The 21,515-nt window shown below is 51.9% G+C and carries 24 protein-coding genes; 11 read left to right on the forward strand and 13 right to left on the reverse strand.

Annotation, left to right across the window (positions count from 1 at the left end; genetic code table 11):
- The first annotated feature begins 1 nt into the window (after position 1).
- Positions 2-1,705, forward strand: a complete 1,704-nt coding sequence (locus R2K26_RS00545) for a glycosidase (RefSeq protein WP_316518080.1) — start codon at positions 2-4, stop codon at positions 1,703-1,705.
- 127 nt (positions 1,706-1,832) lie between these two features.
- Here the strand turns inward: R2K26_RS00545 and lexA are convergent, their stop codons facing one another.
- Positions 1,833-2,417 (reverse strand): transcriptional repressor LexA, encoded by a 585-nt coding sequence (gene lexA / locus R2K26_RS00550; RefSeq protein ID WP_176821133.1) that lies wholly within the window; start codon positions 2,415-2,417, stop codon positions 1,833-1,835.
- Positions 2,418-2,914: 497 nt separating this feature from the next.
- Between lexA and R2K26_RS00555 the strand changes: the two genes are divergently transcribed.
- From R2K26_RS00555 to R2K26_RS00565, 3 genes are all read left to right on the forward strand, one after another.
- Positions 2,915-3,694: a M23 family metallopeptidase gene (locus tag R2K26_RS00555; RefSeq protein ID WP_316518083.1), complete on the forward strand. Its 780-nt coding sequence runs from the start codon at positions 2,915-2,917 to the stop codon at positions 3,692-3,694.
- A 157-nt stretch (positions 3,695-3,851) separates the two neighbouring features.
- The gene (locus tag R2K26_RS00560; RefSeq protein WP_316518085.1) at positions 3,852-4,292 is read left to right on the forward strand and encodes a MarR family transcriptional regulator; all 441 of its coding nucleotides are present in this window, start codon (positions 3,852-3,854) and stop codon (positions 4,290-4,292) included.
- A 1-nt stretch (position 4,293) separates the two neighbouring features.
- On the forward strand, positions 4,294-5,070 hold the full coding sequence (locus R2K26_RS00565; RefSeq protein WP_316518087.1) for a sulfite exporter TauE/SafE family protein: 777 nt from the start codon (positions 4,294-4,296) through the stop codon (positions 5,068-5,070).
- Between the two features lie 74 nt (positions 5,071-5,144).
- On the opposite strand, the gene R2K26_RS00570 is transcribed toward R2K26_RS00565, so the two are convergent.
- Genes R2K26_RS00570 through R2K26_RS00610 form a run of 9 tightly spaced genes read right to left on the reverse strand, consistent with a single transcriptional unit; the run spans position 5,145 to position 13,799 of the window.
- Positions 5,145-5,798: a V-type ATP synthase subunit D gene (locus R2K26_RS00570; RefSeq protein WP_176821137.1), complete on the reverse strand. Its 654-nt coding sequence runs from the start codon at positions 5,796-5,798 to the stop codon at positions 5,145-5,147.
- Positions 5,799-5,804: 6 nt separating this feature from the next.
- Positions 5,805-7,178 (reverse strand): V-type ATP synthase subunit B, encoded by a 1,374-nt coding sequence (locus tag R2K26_RS00575; protein WP_308449868.1) that lies wholly within the window; start codon positions 7,176-7,178, stop codon positions 5,805-5,807.
- The gene (locus R2K26_RS00580; protein ID WP_316518090.1) at positions 7,178-8,950 is read right to left on the reverse strand and encodes a V-type ATP synthase subunit A; all 1,773 of its coding nucleotides are present in this window, start codon (positions 8,948-8,950) and stop codon (positions 7,178-7,180) included. Before R2K26_RS00580 ends, R2K26_RS00575 begins: the two co-directional genes overlap by 1 nt.
- A 20-nt stretch (positions 8,951-8,970) precedes the next feature.
- A complete protein-coding gene (locus tag R2K26_RS00585) occupies positions 8,971-9,294 on the reverse strand; it encodes a V-type ATP synthase subunit F (RefSeq protein WP_176821140.1) in 324 nt (107 codons plus the stop codon).
- A gap of 17 nt (positions 9,295-9,311) precedes the next feature.
- Positions 9,312-10,274, reverse strand: a complete 963-nt coding sequence (locus R2K26_RS00590; RefSeq protein WP_316518092.1) for a V-type ATPase subunit — start codon at positions 10,272-10,274, stop codon at positions 9,312-9,314.
- A 28-nt stretch (positions 10,275-10,302) separates the two neighbouring features.
- Positions 10,303-10,893 carry a V-type ATP synthase subunit E family protein gene (locus R2K26_RS00595; protein WP_176821142.1) on the reverse strand — a complete coding sequence of 197 codons (591 nt, stop codon included), beginning with the start codon at positions 10,891-10,893 and terminating at the stop codon, positions 10,303-10,305.
- Between the two features lie 46 nt (positions 10,894-10,939).
- Positions 10,940-11,437, reverse strand: coding sequence for a V-type ATP synthase subunit K (locus R2K26_RS00600; RefSeq protein ID WP_176821143.1), 498 nt, complete (start codon positions 11,435-11,437; stop codon positions 10,940-10,942).
- A 1-nt stretch (position 11,438) separates the two neighbouring features.
- The gene (locus R2K26_RS00605; RefSeq protein ID WP_308449866.1) at positions 11,439-13,454 is read right to left on the reverse strand and encodes a V-type ATP synthase subunit I; all 2,016 of its coding nucleotides are present in this window, start codon (positions 13,452-13,454) and stop codon (positions 11,439-11,441) included.
- 33 nt (positions 13,455-13,487) lie between these two features.
- Complete coding sequence (locus R2K26_RS00610) at positions 13,488-13,799, reverse strand: hypothetical protein (RefSeq protein WP_316518096.1); 312 nt, start codon at positions 13,797-13,799, stop codon at positions 13,488-13,490.
- A 381-nt stretch (positions 13,800-14,180) separates the two neighbouring features.
- Here R2K26_RS00610 and R2K26_RS00615 point away from each other — a divergent pair, with 381 nt between their 5' ends.
- Positions 14,181-14,597 (forward strand): hypothetical protein, encoded by a 417-nt coding sequence (locus tag R2K26_RS00615; protein WP_176821146.1) that lies wholly within the window; start codon positions 14,181-14,183, stop codon positions 14,595-14,597.
- Between the two features lie 161 nt (positions 14,598-14,758).
- Positions 14,759-16,102 carry an MATE family efflux transporter gene (locus R2K26_RS00620; protein WP_316518099.1) on the forward strand — a complete coding sequence of 448 codons (1,344 nt, stop codon included), beginning with the start codon at positions 14,759-14,761 and terminating at the stop codon, positions 16,100-16,102.
- A gap of 340 nt (positions 16,103-16,442) precedes the next feature.
- Here the strand turns inward: R2K26_RS00620 and R2K26_RS00625 are convergent, their stop codons facing one another.
- Positions 16,443-16,658 carry a hypothetical protein gene (locus R2K26_RS00625; protein ID WP_316518101.1) on the reverse strand — a complete coding sequence of 72 codons (216 nt, stop codon included), beginning with the start codon at positions 16,656-16,658 and terminating at the stop codon, positions 16,443-16,445.
- Complete coding sequence (locus R2K26_RS00630; protein WP_316518103.1) at positions 16,655-16,861, reverse strand: transposase; 207 nt, start codon at positions 16,859-16,861, stop codon at positions 16,655-16,657. Before R2K26_RS00630 ends, R2K26_RS00625 begins: the two co-directional genes overlap by 4 nt.
- Positions 16,862-16,890: 29 nt before the next feature.
- Here R2K26_RS00630 and R2K26_RS00635 point away from each other — a divergent pair, with 29 nt between their 5' ends.
- The 4 genes from R2K26_RS00635 (at position 16,891) to R2K26_RS00650 (ending at position 18,606) form a co-directional block, all read left to right on the forward strand.
- Positions 16,891-17,781, forward strand: coding sequence for an ADP-ribosyltransferase (locus R2K26_RS00635; protein ID WP_316518106.1), 891 nt, complete (start codon positions 16,891-16,893; stop codon positions 17,779-17,781).
- Positions 17,778-17,915, forward strand: a complete 138-nt coding sequence (locus tag R2K26_RS00640; protein WP_316518108.1) for a hypothetical protein — start codon at positions 17,778-17,780, stop codon at positions 17,913-17,915. The genes R2K26_RS00635 and R2K26_RS00640 overlap by 4 nt, the downstream gene beginning before the upstream one ends.
- 70 nt (positions 17,916-17,985) lie before the next feature.
- The gene (locus tag R2K26_RS00645) at positions 17,986-18,234 is read left to right on the forward strand and encodes a hypothetical protein (RefSeq protein WP_316518111.1); all 249 of its coding nucleotides are present in this window, start codon (positions 17,986-17,988) and stop codon (positions 18,232-18,234) included.
- A 114-nt stretch (positions 18,235-18,348) separates the two neighbouring features.
- On the forward strand, positions 18,349-18,606 hold the full coding sequence (locus tag R2K26_RS00650) for a hypothetical protein (protein WP_316518113.1): 258 nt from the start codon (positions 18,349-18,351) through the stop codon (positions 18,604-18,606).
- Positions 18,607-19,058: 452 nt separating this feature from the next.
- Here the strand turns inward: R2K26_RS00650 and R2K26_RS00655 are convergent, their stop codons facing one another.
- Positions 19,059-20,216 carry a Gfo/Idh/MocA family oxidoreductase gene (locus R2K26_RS00655; protein ID WP_316518115.1) on the reverse strand — a complete coding sequence of 386 codons (1,158 nt, stop codon included), beginning with the start codon at positions 20,214-20,216 and terminating at the stop codon, positions 19,059-19,061.
- Between the two features lie 174 nt (positions 20,217-20,390).
- On the opposite strand from R2K26_RS00655, the gene R2K26_RS00660 reads away from it, so the two are divergent.
- Positions 20,391-21,200, forward strand: coding sequence for an AraC family transcriptional regulator (locus tag R2K26_RS00660; protein ID WP_316518117.1), 810 nt, complete (start codon positions 20,391-20,393; stop codon positions 21,198-21,200).
- Positions 21,201-21,515: the final 315 nt, after the last annotated feature.

Here is a 21,515-nt window from a genome sequence, read left to right on the forward strand (position 1 = left end):
TATGTGTGACGGTGATTTCTGCCTTGGCCCGATGCTGAATGCTTATCCTGACAGCTTGGGCGGCACATTAAAGGAATGTATATCGTTTTTGGAACAGCCGGAAATGAAGAGCGTATTTTCTTCGTTCTATATTCTTCCAAGCCTGTTCAACACCGATCTTGATCGCGGATTTTCTGTTATAGACTATCGACTCAATGACTTGCTGGCAGAACAAACGGATCTCGATGCGCTGCGTTCAATGGGAATTGACTTGAAGTTGGATTTTGTACTAAATCATGCTTCGGTGCTTTCCGAGCAATTTCAGGATATACTGAAAAACGGGGAGCAATCCCTCTATCGTGACTTCTTTATAGATTGGAACAGATTTTGGGAAGGCCATGGAACGATGACCGAGGAGGGATATATCCGGCCGGACCCCGAACTGCTGCAAAATATGTTTTTCCGTAAACCCGGCTTGCCGATTTTAATGGTGCAGTTTCCTGACGGCAGCAATGTTCCGTACTGGAATACTTTCTATCAGGAAGTTGTCTATTCCCATGTAGATGCGCAGGACTTTATGGCAATCACACACGGAAAATATGCTCCGGCAGCTCGGTTGGCTTCTTTGGTCAATGCGGCTGTCGAGCAGGGCAAATGGCCCGAGCAGACGGAACTTGGTCAATTAGAAGTGTATCGCGGTGCGGTGGTTGACTTCATGGAAAGAAATCGTCGATATTTGGGTCAGATGGATCTGAATATCCGTTCACCGCTCGTTTGGGAATTCTACAAAAATACGCTGCAAACACTTGCCGGTTACGGCGCAAAGATCGTTCGCCTGGACGCCTTTGCCTATGCACCGAAAGAGCCGGGTGCACGGAATTTCTTGAATGATCCGGGAACATGGGAGCTGCTCGGCAAGGTGACAGATTTGGCAAAACCGCTGGGCATCACGCTTTTGCCGGAGATACATGCCAGCTATGCGGAGGGAACATACCGCACGATTGCAGAAAAAGGTTATATGGTATATGACTTTTTCCTACCCGGATTATTGCTGGATGCACTTGAACGAAGGTCCGGAGAAGTTCTTGTACAGTGGATACGGGAAATCTGTGACCGCAAAATGCTGACTGTTAATATGTTGGGCTGTCATGATGGTATTCCGTTGTTGGATTTAAAAGGGCTGCTTCCGGAAGAAAGAATCCAAAGCCTCATTGATACAGTGGTGTCCCGTGGTGGATATGTGAAAGATCTGCACGGCGCAAAAAACGTATACTATCAAGTAAATGCCACGTATTACAGTGCACTGGGAGAAGATGACAAAAAAATGCTTCTGGCACGGGCAATACAGCTTTTCATGCCGGGCAAACCGCAGGTTTGGTATCTGGATTTGTTTGCCGGTCGTAATGATCATGCTGCCGTTCAAAGGGCGGGCGCCGGTGGGCATAAAGAAATCAACCGCACGAACCTGACAAGCTCTGATATAGCTGCCGGAATGAAAAAGCCGATTGTGCAAAAACAAATCGAGCTTTTGCGGATGAGAAACCGGTTTCCTGTTTTTTCTGCAAATGCAAAAATCGTGGCTGAAGTGAACGGAACAAAAATGGATATTCGTTGGCAATCCGGCTCCGAAGAAGCGGTTCTCCAAACAGATTTCGGCGATTATTCCTTCTCTGTCTCCGTTCGAGATACGTCTTCCGATACAGAATATTTCAAGTACGGTTCGTAATGTGTATGGTGATTTAGCCGGAATTGAAAATAAGATGCACTGAGAAGTACGATTTTATCAAAAAAAGTCTTGGCGACTGTTTGCAGCTCCTGCTGTGTCGCCAAGACTTTCTTTATGCTTTTAAAGCTTAATAATACCGAATGACCGCGATAACCTTGCCGAGAATGGTGATTTCATCGGAGATGATGGGCTCGAAATCCGGGTTTTCGGGCTGGAGACGGAACGTGCCCTTCTCCTTATAGAAGCGCTTCACGGTGGCTTCATCGCCGATCATGCCGACCACGATCTCGCCGTTTTCCGCCACGGGCGTTTTCTCTGCGATGACATAGTCGCCGTCCAGAATGCCGGCGTTGATCATGCTCAGGCCGTCTACGTGCAGCGCGAAAAGCTCCTTGCCGCTTTTGTCCGGGTAGGGAATATAGCCCTCAATGTCTTCCACGGCCAGAATGGGCAGACCGGCCGTCACCTTGCCGAGAATCGGCACCTGCTTTGCGGCAGATGCGCCTACAATGTGAATGGAGCGATTCAGGCCCGCATCGCGTGTGATATAGCCAAGCGCCTCCAAAGATTTCAAGTGGGAATGCACCGTAGAGGTGGAGCGCAAACCGGTCGCCGCGCAGATCTCACGCACAGAGGGCGGCACGGCACGTTCCGCCATGGTGGAGCAAAGATAGTCATATACAAGCTGCTGGCTTTTCGTTAAACTCGCCATATGCGATTCCTCCGTTTTAATACAAAATCAGTCCCGTAGAAATGGGCAGTTCTTTAATTAAAACCATTGTATCATATATTTCCGAAAAATGCAAACGATTGTTTGCTTTTTCTGCGGATTTTCTCGAAAAAAGCGTTCATAAATGCGTTCCAAAATCTTTAACGTTTATTCATGGCTATTTAACAACTCTTTTTGAAACCGCGGTATAATATAAGCGTATTCAGAAGAAAAGGAACCGCACCTTTCTTGGATACATGTTCTACCCTCCTCAATATACCCCTCAAGCTAAAAGGAAGAAGGACCGAGCCGCATCGGTCCTTCTTCCTTTTGTATAATGGTATTTTCAGCGCGGAGAAGTGCCGATTTTGCACAGCATTGAAACTGAAAGTTTCCGTCTGCCGAAATCCACTGACCGAAGTATAGTTGCATATTTTTCTCAAACCTGCCCATACTACGGGTAAAGAAACCCAATGACGCTAAAAACAGGAGAGAAAAATATGGCTATGCACTTTAAAAAGCAGGAAAAAACCGAAGCGGAGCGCAAAAAGAGTACGGAGCGGCGCGGGTTTTACCTTGCGCTTGCCGTGTGTCTGACGGCCATCGGCATTGCGGCGTGGAGCACATACGATACCGTTTCCGGGTTCTTGGAGCCCACAGGGAGCGAGAGCAGTGCGTCTTCCGCCGCGTCTACACCGCGCCCCACGCCTGAAACATCCGTCCCCGTAGACGATGACCCGGAGAGCGCCGTTTCTGCGGGCCACGCGCAGGGCACTGTGCCGGAGGTCTCCGCAAGCACAGAAGCGGAGCCGCAGGAAGTGAACGCTCCTGCAGAAGAAACGCCCGTCGAAGAGACCGCTGCCGAGCCGACGTATACGGTCAGCGAAACGCTCACCCGACCGGTGCCGGGGGAGGTCATGACGGAGTTTTCCGATACGCCGGTATACTCCGAAACGATGCGCGACTACCGCGTACACGCGGGCACGGATTACACCGCGGCGCACGGCGAAACCGTGCACGCCTGCGCAAACGGAATTGTAAAAGAGACGCATACGGACATGCTGCGCGGGAATATGATTGTGATAGAGCACGGCGATTACGAAGTGCGCTATTGCGGCCTCGGTGAAACGTTCCTCGTGCATGAGGGCGACGTCGTCACGGCCGGGCAGGACATCGGCAGCGTGACCGCCGCGCCGTTTGAGTCCGCACTCGATTCCCACCTGCATATCGAAGTCACCAGAAACGGCGAGCCGGTAGACCCGGAATCTGTCTTCGGTTAAAATTGAGCCAAACTGCCCCCGGCATCGTTTTAGGGGCGCGCAGCCTCGGTGTAAAAATGCACCGGGGCTGCTTTTTGCTGTTTACAATTTGTTCCTTGATTTTTCTGGTTTCTCGTTCTATAATATAGTTCAAAATAGAACGAAAGTAAGTGAGTATATGATCTTTTGGGAGCGGCAAAAATCTCTTACGGCGTTTTACGAAGCGTGCACAAAGCCGGTGCGCGATACATACGACCTGACGCAGATGCAATTCAATATTTTAATGTTCCTGCACAATAACCCGCAGTTTGATACGGCGGGCGATTTAGTCAAAACGCGCCACCTCACAAAATCGCACGTTTCAACGGCGTTAAAGGAACTTGAAGCGCGCGGGTGGATTGAAGCGCATTACGCTGCGGGCAACCGCAAAAGTCAACATTTACGCATCACGAAAAGCGCCGAAGCCGTCATCGCGTCGGGAAAAGCGGCGCAGGAGGTGTTCGGTAAGCAGCTTTTTAAGGGCTTCACACCGAGAGAAACCGAACAGTACAAAATGCTGTTTGACAAAATGTGCGAAAACGCCGCAGAAGGCTTAGCGGAAACGGAAAGGATGAACTGATATGGAGCTTTTAGCCAAAATCCTCGTCTGCTTTTTGGCGGGCGCGGGCGCAGGCATCGGCACAGGCTTTGCGGGCATGAGCGCCGCCGCGGTCATCGGACCAATGCTTATGACGTTTCTCGGCGTCCCGGCGTATCAGGCGGTCGGCATCGGCCTTGCAAGCGATGTCTTGGCCAGCGCCACAAGCGCGTGGACATATAAGAAGCATAAAAATCTTGACGTCAAAAACAGCCTGCCGCTGCTCATCAGCGTGCTTGTTATGACATTAGTCGGCAGTTTTGTCGCAAGTCTCCTGCCGGAGCGCGCCATGAGCGGCACCATGCAGATCGCCATGATCTTCATCGGCTTGCGTTTCCTCCTAAAGCCGGTCAAAACGACCAAAGAGCAAATGGTCGCGGCCACGCCGAAGGAACGCCTCATCAAATCCATCGTCGGCGGTGTCCTCGTCGGGTTTATCTGTGGCTTCGTCGGCGCGGGCGGCGGCATGATGCTGCTGTTCGTTTTGACGTCGTTCCTCGGCTATGAGATGCACATGGCGGTTGGCACCAGTGTGTTCATCATGGCGTTCACTGCGCTGACTGGTGGCATCAGCCACTTCGCCATCGGCGGCATGCCGGATGTCACATGCCTCGTTCTCTGCGTCGTTTTCACGCTCCTTTGGGCGAAGATTGCCGCCGCCATCGCAAACCGCGCCAGCGCCGTCACCCTGAACCGCGTCGTCGGCATGGTCATGATCCTGACCGGCATCGTGATCTTGCTTGTGAATTATGTATTTTAATAAATAATCTCCTCCATAAAAACGAGACCCCCGAAGCACGCTTTGGCACTTCGGGGGTCTCGTCTGTTTAAGCTTTAATACTCATAATGATGCGCTTCTTTCAGCATCATGTCTTTCACCTTCATCAGGCGGATCTGGGTGGAGCGCTCGTTTTCGTCAAGCTTCATCGTGATGTACTTGATGTTCGTCTGCAGCTCCGGGATCATGACGTGCTCCAGCGCGTTGACGCGGCGGCGTGTCTTTTCAATCTCTGCCGCCATCAACTGGCAGGATTTTTCCACTTCCGCCAGCTTCAGCATTTTCGGGAAGACCTCGGAAAGCGAAAGGATCGCGTCGTCAAGGTCGCCGGTCGTAAAGGCGAAGCCGTAGGAGTACATGTCGTTCTGGTCCGGTGTACGCGTCTTAAAGTCAAAATCCGGAATCTCCACGCTCATCACGTTCTGCGTGCCGGCGGAGATCGTCAGTTCCTGCTTCGGCGCAAGCAGCGCGGTGTTCAGCATTTCGTCCGGCATACCGGCGCGCGCCAGCATGAAGTTCTGGTTAGCGGAGACGAGCGCCGTCTCCACTTCTTCGCGCAGCGCTTTGTTTTCGCGCACCTTATCGAGGAACTGGCGCATCAGCTCGTCGCGCTTATCCTTCAGAAGCTTGTGCCCGCGCACGGCGGTGACGAGCTTCTTTTTCAGCCGCGTCAGCTCCATTCTGGTGGGGTTTACCTGGGTGCCTGCCACCGCGCATCACACCTTTCCGTAATACTGATCGAGGTACTTGTCGTCGATTCGCTTCAGTTCGCTTCTGGGCAGGATGGAAAGCAGCTTCCAACCGAGCTCCAGCGTGTCTTCAATGTCGCGGTTCGTGTTGTAGCCCTGCGAAACATACTCGTTTTCAAAGGCGTCCGCAAACTTCGCGTACAGCTTATCGATGTCCGTCAGCGCGGCTTCGCCGAGGATGACCATGAGCTCTTTTGCTTCTTTACCGCGTGCGTAGGCGGCAAACAGCTGGTTCATGGTGCTCGCGTGGTCGGCACGAGTCTTGCCCTCGCCGATGCCCTTATCCTTCAAACGGGACAGCGACGGCAGAACGTCGATCGGCGGCGCAATATTCTTGCGGTACAGCTCACGGCTTAAGATAATCTGACCCTCGGTGATGTAGCCCGTAAGGTCCGGGATGGGGTGGGTCTTGTCGTCTTCCGGCATGGTTAAAATCGGGATCAGTGTGATGGAACCCGTCTTGCCGTTTTGGCGGCCTGCGCGCTCGTACAGGGACGCTAAGTCCGTGTACATATAGCCCGGGTAGCCACGACGGCCCGGCACTTCCTTACGTGCGGCGGAGACCTCACGCAGCGCATCCGCGTAGTTCGTAATATCCGTCATGATGACGAGAACATGGTAGTTCTTTTCAAAAGCGAGGTATTCCGCAGCAGTCAGCGCCATGCGGGGTGTTGCGATACGCTCAATGGCCGGGTCGTTTGCAAGGTTTACAAACATGACCGTGCGGTCGATGGCGCCCGTCTCGCGGAAGCTTTCGATGAAGAAGTTTGATTCCTCGAACGTGATACCCATAGCCGCAAACACAACGACGAACGGGTCGTTCGTGCCGCGCACCTTAGCCTGACGTGCAATCTGTGCGGCAAGCTGGGCATGGGGCAGACCGGAAGCGGAGAAAATCGGCAGCTTCTGGCCGCGCACCAGCGTGTTCAGACCGTCGATGGCCGAAACACCGGTCTGGATGAATTCCTGCGGGTAGTTGCGGGCCGCCGGGTTCATCGGCAGACCGTTGATGTCGTCGCGGCGGTCGGGCAAAATCTCCGGGCCGTCGTCAATGGGGCGGCCGAGGCCGTCGAAAATACGACCCAGCATGTCTTCGCTTACGCCTAATTCCATCGTTCTGCCGAGGAAGCGCACGCGGCTGTTCGAAAGGTTGATGCCGGTGGAGCTTTCAAAAAGCTGCACCAGCGCGTTGCCCTCGTTAATTTCCAGCACCTTGCAGCGGCGCTTTTCACCGTTTGCAAGTTCAATTTCCGCCAGCTCGTCATACGTTACGTTTTCAACGCCCTTTACGAGCATCAGAGGACCTGCGACCTCCTGTATGGTTCTGTATTCCTTTGGCATCAGAAGTCCTCCTTGTTTTCAATGGCTTTGTCAATCTGCTGAGAGAGCTCTGCGCAGATCGCATCGTATTCCGCGGAGACCCGGTCGTTCGCCGTGTATTTAAAGCGGCCTATTTTTTCGCGAACAGGCAGCGCGATGAGGTCGTCCACCTTCGCGCCCTTGTCGAGCGCCGCAACGCACTGGTCGTAGAAATGAACGACCAGCAGCATCATGTCGTGCTGCTTTTCAAGGCTTGTGTACGTGTCCGTCTCATGGAATGCGTTCTGGTGCAGGAAGTCTTCACGAATGGAGCGTGCAGCCTCCAGCTTCAAGCGGTCAGGCGCGGAAAGCGCGTCCATACCGACAAGCTTTACAATTTCTTCAAGCTCTGCTTCGTCCTGCAAAATGCGCATCAAACGCGCACGCAGATCCATCCAGTCCTCCGCCACGTTCGTGTTGAACCAGTTCGCCATCGTGTCCACATAAAGGGAGTAGGAGGTCAGCCAGTTCACGGCGGGGAAGTGGCGCTTATATGCAAGGTTTGCATCAAGACCCCAGAAGACCTTGACGATACGCAGCGTTGCCTGTGAGACCGGCTCCGAAATATCGCCGCCCGGAGGGGAAACGGCGCCGATAACGGAAAGCGCACCCTCGCGGTTGTCGCTGCCGAGCGTAATGACGCGGCCGGCACGCTCGTAGAACTGTGCCAGACGGCTGCCGAGGTATGCCGGGTAGCCTTCTTCGCCCGGCATCTCTTCCAGACGGCCGGACATTTCACGCAGCGCCTCCGCCCAGCGGGAGGTGGAGTCTGCCATGAGGGCTACGGAATAGCCCATGTCACGGAAATACTCCGCAATGGTGATGCCGGTGTAAATGGACGCCTCACGCGCCGCAACCGGCATATCAGACGTGTTTGCGATGAGCACGGTGCGCTTCATCAGCGAATACCCGGTTTTCGGGTCAACGAGCTCCGGGAACTCGTTTAAAACGTCGGTCATCTCGTTGCCGCGTTCGCCGCAGCCGATGTACACAACGATGTCGGCTTCCGCCCACTTTGCAAGCTGATGCTGCACAACGGTCTTGCCGCTGCCGAACGGACCCGGTACGGCCGCTACGCCGCCCTTTGCAATCGGGAACAGCGTATCGATAACGCGCTGGCCGGTGATGAGCGGCATATCCGGCGAAAGCTTTTTCTGGTACGGTCTGCCGCGGCGGACAGGCCACTTCTGCATCAGCGATACGTTCACACCGCTGCCGTTCGGCGTGTCAATGACCGCCACGGTGTCCGTTACGGTGTATTCACCGGCGGAAATGGAGCGGATTGTGCCGCGCACGCCTGCCGGTACCATAATCTTGTGCAGCACGATCTCGGTCTCCTGTACGGTGCCGAGAATGTCGCCGCCTTCTACTTCGTCGCCCACCTGTTTAAGGGGCGTGAAGCTCCATTTTACATCGCGCTTTAAGGAGGGAACCTCCACGCCGCGCTTTAAGTTGTTGCCCGTCATTTCCATAATGGCGGTCAGCGGGCGCTGAATACCGTCGTAAATGGAGCTGATGAGGCCCGGCCCGAGTTCAACGCTCATCGGCTCGCCGGTGGATTCCACAGGCGCACCCGGCCCGAGACCGGAGGTCTCCTCGTAAACCTGAATGGAGGCCTCGTCTCCGTGAATTTCTATGATCTCGCCGATCAGTCGCTGGTCGCTGACGCGCACAACGTCGAACATGTTCGCGTCGCGCATACCGCCTGCAACTACGAGCGGACCGGCTACTTTTTTGATTGTGCCTTGGCTCATGTGCTTAGTCACCCGTTTCGTTAATCGTTGTCGTTAAAGATAATATCGGAGCCGACTGCCTGCTCCACGGATTTTTTAACCATTTTAATGCCCATGCCCGTGTTGCCCGTAACGCCGGGAATCGGGATGATGGCGGGCAGCGGCTGCAGGCGGAAGTGGTCCAGCTCGTGCTCCAGCTCGGCGGCAAGCGCTTCCGTAATGTAGATCACGGCGTATTCGCCCTCCGCTAAGCGGCGCAGCGTTTTGGAGCCCATCTCCGAATCCGTCACGGGAAAGACCTCCAGACCGAGCGCGGCAAAGCCGTAAATGCTGTCGCGGTCTCCGATGACTGCTGCTCTGTACATTTCGTTTCCCTCTTTCTTTACAGGTCTCTCAAACGTGCACGGATGCGCTCATCCGGCAGGTTGTTCTGCTTGCCGGAAATAATAATGCGCACGGTAGAAATCTCGTTTTGGCGCGCCGTAACATACCCAAGCAGCGGCGCCACCGTAAAGTAATCCTGGCGGCTGATTTCTTTTACAAGCGCCGTCTGGCGGTCGTCGCACCATTTTTCAAACGCGGAGAAGCCGTCCTTCAGCGTCTTTACGCCGTCAGCATAGTCTGTGCGGGAAAGGTATGCGTAAAACGTATCTGTGTCTTTCGACGCCGCGTCAATGAGCTCTTCCAGATCCAGCGTGTCGCACGGGGCGAGGCTTTCTTCCAAAAACGCACGGCTTTTGCCGGTGTGCAAAGCGCGTGCCGCGATTTTAATGTCCGCCGCCGCCACCTTAAACTCGGAAAACGCCGTAATCAGCGCGTTTTTGCTCTCTTTACCGGTCTTGTGGATCGCCGTGAGGCATGCGCGGTCTAAAATGATGTCGCACCGCTGACCGTCGCGCGTGGTAAGCAGCGCGTCCGTCGCCTTTTTTGCGGCCTCCGCCATAAAGTCCGGCAAAAGGGAGAAGTCATTTTCTCTGACCGCTTGCTGCATTTTTTCCGGCTCCACGGTGCCGCCGGACATAAACACGTTGTGCGGCTCCGCGTTTGTGACGGTGCACTTCACCGCCGCTTTCATATTGTTGAAGTCTATGGGATACAGCAGTACGCTGAACGGCGTGAGGTCGGGCAGCAGCTCGTGCATGAGCGCCCACGTTTTCTCCTCCTCGGCGGCAAAAATCGCCTCGGCAGAGGTTTCGCCGCCAGCGCCCCAGCCCTTATCGGCCAGTGCACGGAAGCACTCTGTCGGCGTTTTGCACGCCATCAGCCTGTCCAGATCCTGCTGCGTCAAAAGCGAAAGCTCCCGCGCTTTAATGCGCGCCACAGCATAGATGTATTCCTGTTCCATTCGTTAAACCACCTTTTCTGCCGGCGGCTCAGCGAAAGAGCATGCCGCCCGCAAGGTCCTGCAATGTGTCTCCGGCGGCCTCAAACAGCGAAGCGAACGTGCAGTTCACGTCGATGCCGCCGTAAACGAGCAGGAAACCGTCCGGGATATTGCACGGCGTGTTCGATACGGTGATGTTCGTCCCGGGCACAGCCATTTTCAGCTGCGCCGAAAAATCCTGCGGCATGCGCGCAAGGTCTTTTTCGTTTAACTGCATTTCAGCATCGCCCGGCAGCGCGTTTTTCTGCGCAAGCTTTAAAAGCACGCTGAAGTATTCGTCATCCGGCAGATCGTGCAACTCTTTCTGTGCCGCCGCGATTACATCGCGAATGGCGTTCTGCTTTGCGGCAAGCACGGTGCGGCGGCGTGTGAATTCCGCGGTCGAAGCCGCACGGGCTTTAATGTCCGCGCCGACTTTTTCACTGTCCGCAAGCAGGACATTTGCTTTCTGCTCTGCCTCGGCGGCAGCGTCCGCAAGCGTCTTTTTTGCTTCTTCTTCCGCAGCGGCAACCTGTTCCGCCGCTTTCGCTTCGGCATCCGCAAGGATCTGTTCTATAATTCTGTCCAGCCCTGTTGCCATGGATCGATCCTCTTCCTTTCTTTTTTGGATTTTTGGGAGTGGATCATCAGATGGCGATGCCGCCGATGTTTGCAACAGCCAGCAGGGAAACGAGCAGAGCCAGAACCGCGTAGGTCTCAACCATGGCCGGGAAGATCATGGCTTTACCGAACTGATCCGGGCGCTTTGCAACGAGTGCGATGGAAGAAACGGCTGCCTTTGCCTGCTGCTTTGCGGAGATGAGACCGATCACGGCCATCGGCATGCAGGCTGCAAGATAGAGAAGGCCCTTTGCAAAGGAGATGTCTGCGCTGCCGCCCAGAACACCGATGTTCGTCAGCGTGAGGAAGGCGATGAGCAGGCCGTAGATGCCCTGCGTACCCGGCAGAAGCTGAAGAATAAGGACTTTACCGAACAGCGGGGGATTTTCGGAAACGACGCCTGCGGCTGCCTGACCGGTCATGCCTACGCCGATGGCGGAACCGATGCCGCCGAGAAGTGCTGCCAGAACTGCGCCGACAAGCGCGAGAACGATGCCGAGAGAGTTGATATCGAACTTATCCATGTTATTTTTCCTCCGTAATTTTGAAATATTTGGTTTTGGTGGTGAACGGTGCGAATTTGCGTCCGCCGCCCTCAAAGAATTTGCCGAAGAACTCAACAAACTGTAAGCGGTTCGTGTGCACATACGCGCCGAGCACATTGATGCCGATATTCAGCGTGTGTCCCACTACAAAGGCGAAAATAAAGATAATCACGCCGAGCGGGTTGTTGCCGGGCATGGCGCCCATCTGATTGAAGACCGAAGCGATAACGCCGGTTGCAAGGCCGAGAGCCAAAAGTCTCGAGTAAGAGAGAATATCGCTTAAATAGCTCGAAACACCGTACAGCCCGTAAAGACCTTTTAAGAAGCGCTTGCCGATGCTCTTGGAGCTGCGGCCCGAAGTGAGCACAATGCCTACCGCGCCGATGCCTGCCGCAATAATGCCCGCGGTGCCCACCGATGCCGGCAGCGTAAAGGAAAGCGCCACCATGTCGGCGAACATCTGCATGGAAAGCAGATAAATAATCGCGCCGCCGACGAGCAGATACCAGAACACAACGTCATAGATCGCGTCCAGCCACTTGCCCTGTTTTGCAAGCTGGTAGAACTGTGCGCCGAGGCCGGCGAACAGGTGGATGATGCCGACGAGGAACGAGAACAGCAACAGCCGCATCGGTTCATCGACCGGCGTGAACCACAAGGGTGGTATCACGATATCGGTGTTGAAGAATGTTTTTGCGATAACGGTGATTGCGTCACCGAAGAAGCTGCCGAATAAAATGCCCCAGAATATCGTGGAAATACCGCAATAGAGGAACATTGTCAGCGTCTTGCGCAGACCTTCTTCCATGTTTTTGAACTTGTGTAAGATGATGCCGCAGCCAAGGACCATCACAAGTCCGTAGCCCGCATCGGAAAGCATCATGCCGAATAGAAAGTAATAGAAGACCGCCATGATGCCGCTTGGGTCGATTTCATGCTTGCCCGGCATGCTGTAGCTTTCCAGCACGCCCTCGACCGGGGCAGCGAACTTGTTGTTTTTGAGCTTTACGGGCACATCGTCCGCGTCACTCGGGTCGCACAGCTCCACGTAGGCTTCCTGCGTGGTTGTGAGCTCCGTCTTAAGCGCCTCGGCGTTCTCTGCCGGAATGTATCCCGTAATGAGAAACACGTGCGGGCTCTGCCATAAGCGGCCCAAAACATCGTATTTCTCGGTGCGCATCGTAAAGTAATCGATGGTGTAAAGCAGGTCTTCGCGTCGGTTTTTATGTGTGCGAATTTCCGCTTCGTTTTTATCGATCTCTTTTTGCAGCGCCGCAATGCGTCCGTTCAGAATGTCCACGCGCTCTGCGGGCGGCACCTTGCTCGGCTCCGCCGGATACGTAAACCCGATGGAGCGCAGGTAGGTTTCAAGCTTTAACCCCTGTGAGATGTGGCACATCAAAAACGCGCATGTCTGCTGCGGGGAAGCGCTCAAAATCTCCACGACCACACCGTCCACGTCCGGCGCGCCTTCGGCGATTTTCGCCCGCAGCGTTTCTTCCGTGTATTCTACCGGGAACGACCCCGTGAACACGGAGGTTGTCGGCGTGCTGATGGTGCGCATGGAAATATCCAGCTTCATCCACGGCTCCAGCGCACGGATTTGTGTCTGCAAGCGGAGAATTTCCGCGCGGTTGTCCGCACACTTTTTCCACAGCGTGTTGATGCGCGAGGCAATTTTTAAAAGCTCGCCCGCACCGTCAGCCGTTTCCTGATATTTGGAAAGCGGTATCGCGTCGCGTCCGTTCAGAGACGCGAAGAGGCTTTTTTCGGGCGGCTCCAGTTTATCGAGCGCGTCTAACGCCGATTGCAGCGCGGCTGCATTGTTTTCAAATCTTGATTTTGCCGGGACGGTATCCATCTTGGCAAAAACCGTTTCATCCGCTTTGCGGTCATCGATTTCCACGACGCCGCGCCGCTGGATCAGTTCCAGGATCTGTTTACGACGGTTCTTGAGCGCATAAATGCTGATGCGCTTCATAGGCATTACCGCCATAGGGGGATCCCCTCCTTTCGTGTTGGCGCCGCGTCAGCCGGTGATGGCCTCGCGGATAGCGCGGATTACGTTCGCGCTGTTTTGCTGCGCTTTTTTGCGGATATCCTCCGCCAGTGCGGCAGTTTCCTGCTGCGCTGTGCGTTGTTCGGCCGCAGCGGCCGTCTCTGCGCTTTGTTTTGCGGCTGCAAGGTCCGCTTTTGCTTTCTGCATGCGCTCCGTCTTCAGCTTGTCCGCCTTTTGTGCGGCGTCCTGCCGAATGGCGGCGCAGCGTGCAGCGGCCGTGTCCAGAATGCCGGCGGCCTTCTGCTCCGCATCCTTTACGGCGTCCAGAGCTTCTTTTGCCAAAAAATCACCTCCTGCTTCATTATTTTCAAAGAGCGGCGGCAAAAGGGGAAAGACCCGCTTTTTGCACCGTAGGTCATAACATAATACGCCTCCATTATAATATTATTTGCGGAATTTTACAAGAGATTTTACGGGAGTTTTCTCGAAAAAGTGCTTTCATATCGATAATAAAATAGACGTTTTGACGAATTCGTCTGCCTTTTAACATTCCGTCCATAAATGGATCTTTTTCTTTGTGTAACCCGCACGTTCTCTTACAAGTTTCTTACAAAAATTCACATTCTGTTTATGATTTTTTTTGAATCCGTGTTATAATAGAAATAATCACTTAATATGGATAACGGGCCGGTGCGGCCCGCGAACTTACAGGAGGCAGTCAAAATGAAAGCAAAGTCCCTTCACTTTTCCAAGAGCGGCAATGTACAGCCGATCGCATCCGAAATCGGCAGAGTTATGCAGTGCGTATGTGACCAGATTCCCCCGGCATACCCGTGCGAGGGCGAGAAGGTCGTTTTTATCGGCGTTGAAATGAACGGCAAGCTCCCGGGCGCAGTCGATCACTTCTGCAAGGATCTCAACCCCACCAGAGCAAAGGGTGTCGCATTCTATGTTCTGAACAGCAACGGTAACACGGACGGTCTTTCTTCCATCATCGATACGATGAAGAAGAACGGCGTCGAGACCTACGGTGAGCCTCTGGGCATTGCTGTCAAGGGCGGCCTCTTCAAGAAGGGCATGCCGACCGACGCAGACACCAAGAAGGTTCTCGAGTGGGCAGACAAGATTGCAAAGATGTAATTTCTTTGATAAAACAGCCTTTATAATTTTTCATAAAAAAAGGATGGCGCATGCTGTCCTTTTTTCTGTTTTTACGGGATATACAAACCCCGCTTGCGGTGGTAAACTGTATGAGAAATCTTTGAATGTTATTTTTCCCGTAAAGGTGTGAAATTTTCAGTATGACAAAAGAAATGACGAGCGGTTCGCCCATGAAGCTCATCCTCGGGTTCTCCATCCCGCTGCTTTTCGGCAATCTGTTCCAGCAGTTCTATTCCATGGTCGATACCATGATCGTCGGGCGCGTGCTTGGCACGGGGCCGCTTGCAGCCGTTGGCTCCACCGGATCCATCACGTTCCTCATCATCGGCTTCTGCCTTGGTCTTTGCAGCGGCTTTGCCATCCCGGTGGCGCAGCGCTTCGGCAGCAGGGATTATAAAGAGCTTCGCCGCTTCATCGGCAACGCCGTATGGCTGTGCGTCGGCTTCGGCATCGTCTTAACGGTGCTCACGGTCATTTTCTGCCGCAATATCTTAGAGCTCATGGGCACGCCGGCGGATATCATCAACGACGCTTACGCGTACCTTGTTATCATTTTTGCCGGCATCCCCGCAACGTTCCTCTATAATATGCTTGCCGGCATCCAGCGCGCTATCGGCGACAGCCGCACGCCGGTTGTCATCCTCGTCATCGCGTCCATCATCAATATTGTGCTCGATATCGTCCTCGTTGTTTTCATCCCCATGGGCGTCGCAGGCGCGGCGGTCGCAACGGTCGCTTCACAACTTATCGGCGGCGTTGTATGTCTCCTCTATGTGAGCAAGCATTATGAAGTCCTCAAAATGACCCGCGAGGATTTCAAAATCAACGTGCCGTGCATCAAGCGCCTTTTAAGCATGGGTCTGCCCATGGCATTGCAGACATCCATCACGGCTATTGGCAGCGTTATTTTACAGGCATCCGTTAACTCCCTCGGCTCTACGGTCGTCGCCAGCATCACAGCGGGCAGCAGGCTCTATATGTTCTTCGCCTGCGCTTATGATGCCATGGGCGTCACCATGTCTACATACAGTGGGCAGAACATCGGTGCGCGTAAAATTGACCGTATTGGGCAGGGCGTCAAAGCCTGCAACATCGTCGGCATCATCTATTCCGTTCTGGCACTGCTCATCATCGTGTTCCTCGGCAAATGGATGCTTCTTCTGTTTGTCGATGCCGGTGAGACTGCCATTATCAATTCTGCCTATTGGTATCTTGTGTGCAGTGGCCTTTTTATGATCCCGCTGACATTCGTCAATGTGCTGCGTCTTACCATTCAGGGCATGGGGTACAGCCGCCTCGCGCTCTTTGCCGGTGTGTTTGAGATGATCGCCCGCGGCGGCGTGGGTCTGTTCCTTGTGCCGCTGTTCGGCTTCAACGCCGCCTGCTTCTCCGGTCCGATCGCATGGATCTTAGCCGATAGCTTCCTCATTCCCATGTATTACCACGTCATCCACCGTGCAAAACGCGGCGAGGGTATTTACTAAACAAAACCAAAACCGTCCTGCACGAACAAAATATGCAGCACGAAGAGCTTTTAGTCTGCTACCCGGAGCACTGGTCCCGGCTCGTCAAAGCCATTATCGATTGAATTCCAAGGCAGCTGGTTTCGACAAGGGGCTGCCTCAAAAAATTTTCCAAAATCAATTGAGGCAGTCCCTTTAATATTTTATCCGCGAATGCGGAGACTGCACAAGCCTGCAAATAAAAAGTCAAGCCCAAAGCGGACATGACAGAAGAAAGATTTGTAGGCAGCAGATAGAGAAAAAATGCAGCACAAAAAGGCCGCCGCAAAAGTGCCGACCTGAGAGGTCAGGTTACAGTCGGTTAGTCCGTGTGGTGCAGACCTGTTGAGTTCATGTCTACAGGCGGAAGCACCTCAAGAGTGGAGAAGTATGCCGTCACCTTGCCGTAATAACAGCGCAGAAATTTGTTTCCCGCAGCCGTCATGTAAACGAAGTGCGGCTTGCCTTCCGTGCGCTTCTTGTCCAGCAACCGGAACACCGGCTCGTCTGCCGGAGTACGCTGCAAATGTGTTTTCATGACATCGAACCATGTTTTGCGCAGATACGGAGAGCCACGTTTCGTAGCCTTGTTGCTGCGAGGGAATAGTTACCCGATTCGCTCGGCGCCGGGTCAATGTCTGCAAAGGCAACAAGGGATCGCTTGTTTTCAAAGCGGCGCACATCGCCAATTTCCGCCATGAGCTGCGGCCCGAGAGATTCCCTGACGCCGTACATTTCCATGACGATAGAGTACTCCGGGAGCCGACACGATGCTGAAAAACGCTTTGCGCGACGGCGCCGAATTTGCATGGGTGCCGAACGGCGACACCTGCGCGTTCTGCATGACGCTGGCGTCACGCGGGTGGCAGAAGGCGAGTAAGAAAGCCATAAAAAACGGGCACGCAGAGCATATCCACGCGAACTGCGACTGTACATACGCTATTCGGTTTGACCCGGAGGTAAACGTGGAGGGCTACGACCCTGACGCATACCTCAAGGCTTACCGCGATGCCGGCAGCGACGTGAACGAGCTGAGGCGCATCCACTACGCCGAAAACCGCGAGCGCATCAATGCCCAGAAAAGGGCGGCGTATGCGGAGAGAAATACTTTACCAAAGCTTTCAAACTTCACGCCGCTTCCCGAAAATCAAGTAGTCAAAGTTCTTCGCAAAGAAGCGCAAACATGGATCAATGGCTTGTCTGAGGAGGAACGAATTGCAATACAGAAATATACATATAACTCTGGAGACCAGAAGCCTAATCGCTTTTTTGAACGGGTCAATCGAATGTTACGTGGCGATGCGGAAGAAGATACCAAACTACGTGCGTATGCTGAGAATATTTCTGACGCACTGAAGCGCAGTTCACTTGAGCATGATGTCTTATGCTATCGTTCAATGGAGTTTAATCCGTTTGAAGAAATGCAAGTTGGCGATATTGTCTTCCCGGGGCAGTTTTATAGCACTTCTGTGGTAAAAAGCGGTTCGCTAAAAAAAGATTTCCGCATAACGATTTGTGCCCGGTCGGGTTCTTTGGCTGGGTATGTTGAACCGTTAAGTAAATTTAAAGAACAACGAGAACTTTTATTTGACAAAGACACTCTGTATAGAGTATTATTGTGTAAAGAAAAGGAAATTGTATTGGAGGTGATTTTGCCATGAACGATGGGAAAAACATGACTGATGGGGAACGTGCTTGGCAGGAGCGTCAGGAAATTTTGGCGAAAGAACCTGTTAAGTTTCGTAAGCTTACACCCGAGGAAATCGAAGAATTAGAAAAGCAAGGACGTATTTAATGTCACTTGCGCATTAAGCCACGATGCGAAGCTGCACCGTGGTTTTTCTTTACCTTTAAGGAGTGTTACAATGACGAATGAGCAGATAAACAAGTATATCAGCAAGGCAATAAGAGAAATTCAGAATGCCGGACTGACCATTGCAAAAAACGCAGAGAAAATGGTAGGCGGATATATCAGCCAAACTGGAGATATAGACATTCATATTTGCGTACCTGTATCTCGAAGTGGAGCCACTGTAATTACCGTAAATCACGAGCTGGTGCCAGACACGGTATACGATGAATCGAACTGTGTTACGGTATTGCATGGCAGGTAAAGTATAAAATTAAACATTGTTGAATCAGCACGCTGCCGATATTTTTCGGCGGTGTGCTTTTTTCATACCTAAAATTACGCGACGGCTGCGGAAAAGCCGGAAAGGAGAACCAAAATGGCAGAAACTGTAAACCAGGAAACGAACGGCACTGCGGCCGAAACGCAGGAAAACGAGCAGCGCACCTTTACGCAGGCGGAAATGAACGCGATCATTCAGGACCGGCTGACGAGGGAACGCGGCAAATACGCAGACTACGAAGCGCTGAAAGCGAAAGCGGCGAAGTTCGACGAGGCGAAAGAAGCGCATTGCAGAGATCAACGCTCTGATTCAAAAAATCTACGAGGACAACGCCAGCGGAAAGCTGTCCGATGAGCGCTATGCCACCCTGACTCTGTCCTACGAGGAGGAACAGAAAACGCTGAAGGCCGCTGTGCCGGAGATTGTTTTGGCTGGAAAATTGACTTGAAAAAGACCTCTATCACGCGAAAAAAATTTGAAAAATCTTAGTTATGGAACCAGAGACCCTATATGTGGGTATTTCACTTTGATAAACCCAGACATTGGGGAAATTCTGTGTAAAGCCGGAAAATAGACAAAAGAAGAATATGGTTTTAAGTGAGGACTCAACCAATGGTCGGTTGTTTTGCTCTTTGCTTTTTGCTATTGTAAGGATGAATTTAACACTGACGGAGCGCTTCGTTACGTAGCTACCCAATCTATGGGGAAATAGGTGTGTAAAAACAGACAGTAAAAGACAGCCGTGTTCCCTTCAAGGCAAGGGAATACGGCTGTCTGGTTGAATTTATAGATTCTAAAGAAGATTTTTATTCGAAAACAGGTACGCGTTTTACCACGCCGCCGTCCATGGCAGATTGGTGAGCGCAGATTCCTACACCGGTCCAGTAGGCGCCGTCAATATCGCTTGGAACCGGGGTTCGATCTTCCAGAATGCTTCGGACAAATTCGTGGACTAGATGAGGATGAGAACCACCATGGCCACCGCCTTGCAGGAACGATAGATGGGGATTGCTGTCATCATACACTGTTTGTTTGGTGAAGCGCCCAATTTCCGCCGGTAAACGATCTGCATAGTCGGGGATTTGGATACGTTCTTCCGTCACAAGGCCGCCTCGACCGTAATCGTTCATAACATGTTCAGCATTTGCACCACGCGCCATGGAGAACAGTACCGGTTGTTCCGATTCTAACTGCTGCCATTCAAAACTTTTTTGTTCACCATATATATTGAAACTTTCAGTGTAACCTCGGGCTACGTGGTAGAGGAACCGAGCCATTTCAATGCTTACATCACTGTCTTTTAGGGAGATCAGAGCTGACTCAAAGGCATATGGACAACCATAGGGAGCTTCCACTTCTTTACGTACTTTGCCGGAGCCCTTGCAATATACGGTTTCCGGACGCTTGCCCAGCAACATCAGACAAGGCGCTACCGCGTGGGTAGGATGCATCAGCGGAGGGAAGCCCAACCAGTAGTCCGGCCATCCTTCCATATCTTGATAATGCGCGCAGCGCATGAACTGTATTCTGCCCAGCTCTCCTTTTTCGTAAAGGTCCTTCACATACAGAAACTCTCGACCATAGACGGAGGTCTCCATAAACATATAGTGTTTCCCGCTTCTTTTTCGAGCATCGATGACTTGGTACAATTCATCGATACTCATTCCCATCGGAATGGTACAGGCACAGTGCTTTCCGGCGTTCATCACCTGTATAGATAGGGGAGCATGAGTAGCAGGCGGTGTTACCAGATGGACGGCGTCGATGGTTTTATCTTCCAACATGGCATTAAAGTCCGTCAAGCGTTCTTCCAGAAGAAACTTATCGCCAACCGCATTCAGCAGTTTTTCATTCGTATCCACTAACACCAAAGAATCTACGTCCGGGTGTTTCAGATAGATGGGTATAAATTCCGCGCCGAAGGAGACTCCTACGAGCGCCACTCTTAATTTACCGTTTTTCATATTGTATCCCTCCTAGGATTCTTTGAAATGATTATACAGTGTATCCGAAAAAAAGTCTATGGAGAGAATGAAAATAGTATGGAATAAACGAAACTATTTATTGAATTATTGTCTGGCTCCTTTTAGGCAGACATATCATAAGATCATTTTACTGGAAAAGGCAGATGTTCAACCATGGATATAAAACAAACCGATCTCCACTGGTTTCGGTTAAACGAGGAGATTCGCGTGGAGGATGTCGATAAGTTTAGCGGCAATAATATGCATCCGGATAGAATGATGACGCAGTGGGTACTGGTGTTGATGATCAGCGGAGAACGCTCTTTCCGTGTTTACGGTGAGAATTACGTCGTTCATAGCGGCGAATTTTTCCTGTTGCCTCCTTACGTGCAGCATTGCGGGCTTCAATATGATAATCATGCAGCCTATTTTGCTCATTTTCAGGCAACAGGTATTCAGATTCCACCGCCTGTAAAGGTAGATACCAATCATATTTTGCTTCCGTTACATGGACAGATTCCTCTGGAGCTACCTTGCTTTGATCTGATGGAGTACGCGATTCAGCACCGAACATTGCCTTTTTCAAGCAAAAATTTTTTATCATCCCAAATTCAGGCGATTCTGTACCAGATTAGTTTCGCTGTGCAAAAAAGAGAGCTTTGGTGTAATTTGGAAAGCAGACTGGCCTACCGAATCTTACAATATATTAATGACAACAAAGACCGGCACTTGAAGAATCGGGATTATGAGGATACCTTTGGGAAAACATACAATCGTCTAAACACTATATTCCAAACAGTATATGGTATGACGATCAAACAAATGCAGGTAACCTTGCGCGTCAATCAGGCAAAGCGTATGCTCAGGTCCGGCTATACTATTTCTGAAACCAGTACAGCCTGTGGGTTTGAGGACTATTTCTACTTTTTGAAAGTGTTCAAAAACAAAACGGGGATGACACCATCCGAATATAAAAATTCCTGATCAAATCGGTAGTAACTGTGATTCCAATGGAAATTGTTTTATCAGCTGTCTTTGCCAAAGGATGTTCTTTATATAGTTGACTTCACAGACAACAATTCCTTTCGGCTGCTTAAACAATTTTTGTTTTCAAATATGGAGACCGGCATTTCCAGACAAGAGAATATTTTGGTGGATACAATAGGACGAAATAAAAAGAAGATGAAATACATTGAATAACAATTAGTAATAGATTAAATAGCGGATTAAATGAGCATAAAGAAGTTTATAGATCTGTTTACGGACCCCAAAATACCAAGACATAAAAGGACGCCTCTT

The organism is Neglectibacter sp. CSJ-5 (assembly GCF_032490475.1).
Classification (GTDB): Bacteria; Bacillota; Clostridia; order Oscillospirales; family Acutalibacteraceae; genus Hominenteromicrobium; species Hominenteromicrobium mulieris.

What these genes read in the sequence shown, in the direction of transcription:
- R2K26_RS00545 (WP_316518080.1), top strand. Translation starts at nt 2, where the DNA reads ATGTGTGACGGTGATTTCTGCCTTGGCCCGATGCTGAATGCTTATCCT.
- lexA (WP_176821133.1), bottom strand. Translation starts at nt 2,417, where the DNA reads ATGGCGAGTTTAACGAAAAGCCAGCAGCTTGTATATGACTATCTTTGC.
- R2K26_RS00555 (WP_316518083.1), top strand. Translation starts at nt 2,915, where the DNA reads ATGGCTATGCACTTTAAAAAGCAGGAAAAAACCGAAGCGGAGCGCAAA.
- R2K26_RS00560 (WP_316518085.1), top strand. Translation starts at nt 3,852, where the DNA reads ATGATCTTTTGGGAGCGGCAAAAATCTCTTACGGCGTTTTACGAAGCG.
- R2K26_RS00565 (WP_316518087.1), top strand. Translation starts at nt 4,294, where the DNA reads ATGGAGCTTTTAGCCAAAATCCTCGTCTGCTTTTTGGCGGGCGCGGGC.
- R2K26_RS00575 (WP_308449868.1), bottom strand. Translation starts at nt 7,178, where the DNA reads ATGCCAAAGGAATACAGAACCATACAGGAGGTCGCAGGTCCTCTGATG.
- R2K26_RS00580 (WP_316518090.1), bottom strand. Translation starts at nt 8,950, where the DNA reads ATGAGCCAAGGCACAATCAAAAAAGTAGCCGGTCCGCTCGTAGTTGCA.
- R2K26_RS00585 (WP_176821140.1), bottom strand. Translation starts at nt 9,294, where the DNA reads ATGTACAGAGCAGCAGTCATCGGAGACCGCGACAGCATTTACGGCTTT.
- R2K26_RS00590 (WP_316518092.1), bottom strand. Translation starts at nt 10,274, where the DNA reads ATGGAACAGGAATACATCTATGCTGTGGCGCGCATTAAAGCGCGGGAG.
- R2K26_RS00595 (WP_176821142.1), bottom strand. Translation starts at nt 10,893, where the DNA reads ATGGCAACAGGGCTGGACAGAATTATAGAACAGATCCTTGCGGATGCC.
- R2K26_RS00600 (WP_176821143.1), bottom strand. Translation starts at nt 11,437, where the DNA reads ATGGATAAGTTCGATATCAACTCTCTCGGCATCGTTCTCGCGCTTGTC.
- R2K26_RS00605 (WP_308449866.1), bottom strand. Translation starts at nt 13,454, where the DNA reads ATGGCGGTAATGCCTATGAAGCGCATCAGCATTTATGCGCTCAAGAAC.
- R2K26_RS00615 (WP_176821146.1), top strand. Translation starts at nt 14,181, where the DNA reads ATGAAAGCAAAGTCCCTTCACTTTTCCAAGAGCGGCAATGTACAGCCG.
- R2K26_RS00620 (WP_316518099.1), top strand. Translation starts at nt 14,759, where the DNA reads ATGACAAAAGAAATGACGAGCGGTTCGCCCATGAAGCTCATCCTCGGG.
- R2K26_RS00625 (WP_316518101.1), bottom strand. Translation starts at nt 16,658, where the DNA reads ATGAAAACACATTTGCAGCGTACTCCGGCAGACGAGCCGGTGTTCCGG.
- R2K26_RS00630 (WP_316518103.1), bottom strand. Translation starts at nt 16,861, where the DNA reads ATGGAAATGTACGGCGTCAGGGAATCTCTCGGGCCGCAGCTCATGGCG.
- R2K26_RS00635 (WP_316518106.1), top strand. Translation starts at nt 16,891, where the DNA reads ATGCTGAAAAACGCTTTGCGCGACGGCGCCGAATTTGCATGGGTGCCG.
- R2K26_RS00640 (WP_316518108.1), top strand. Translation starts at nt 17,778, where the DNA reads ATGAACGATGGGAAAAACATGACTGATGGGGAACGTGCTTGGCAGGAG.
- R2K26_RS00645 (WP_316518111.1), top strand. Translation starts at nt 17,986, where the DNA reads ATGACGAATGAGCAGATAAACAAGTATATCAGCAAGGCAATAAGAGAA.
- R2K26_RS00650 (WP_316518113.1), top strand. Translation starts at nt 18,349, where the DNA reads ATGGCAGAAACTGTAAACCAGGAAACGAACGGCACTGCGGCCGAAACG.
- R2K26_RS00655 (WP_316518115.1), bottom strand. Translation starts at nt 20,216, where the DNA reads ATGAAAAACGGTAAATTAAGAGTGGCGCTCGTAGGAGTCTCCTTCGGC.
- R2K26_RS00660 (WP_316518117.1), top strand. Translation starts at nt 20,391, where the DNA reads ATGGATATAAAACAAACCGATCTCCACTGGTTTCGGTTAAACGAGGAG.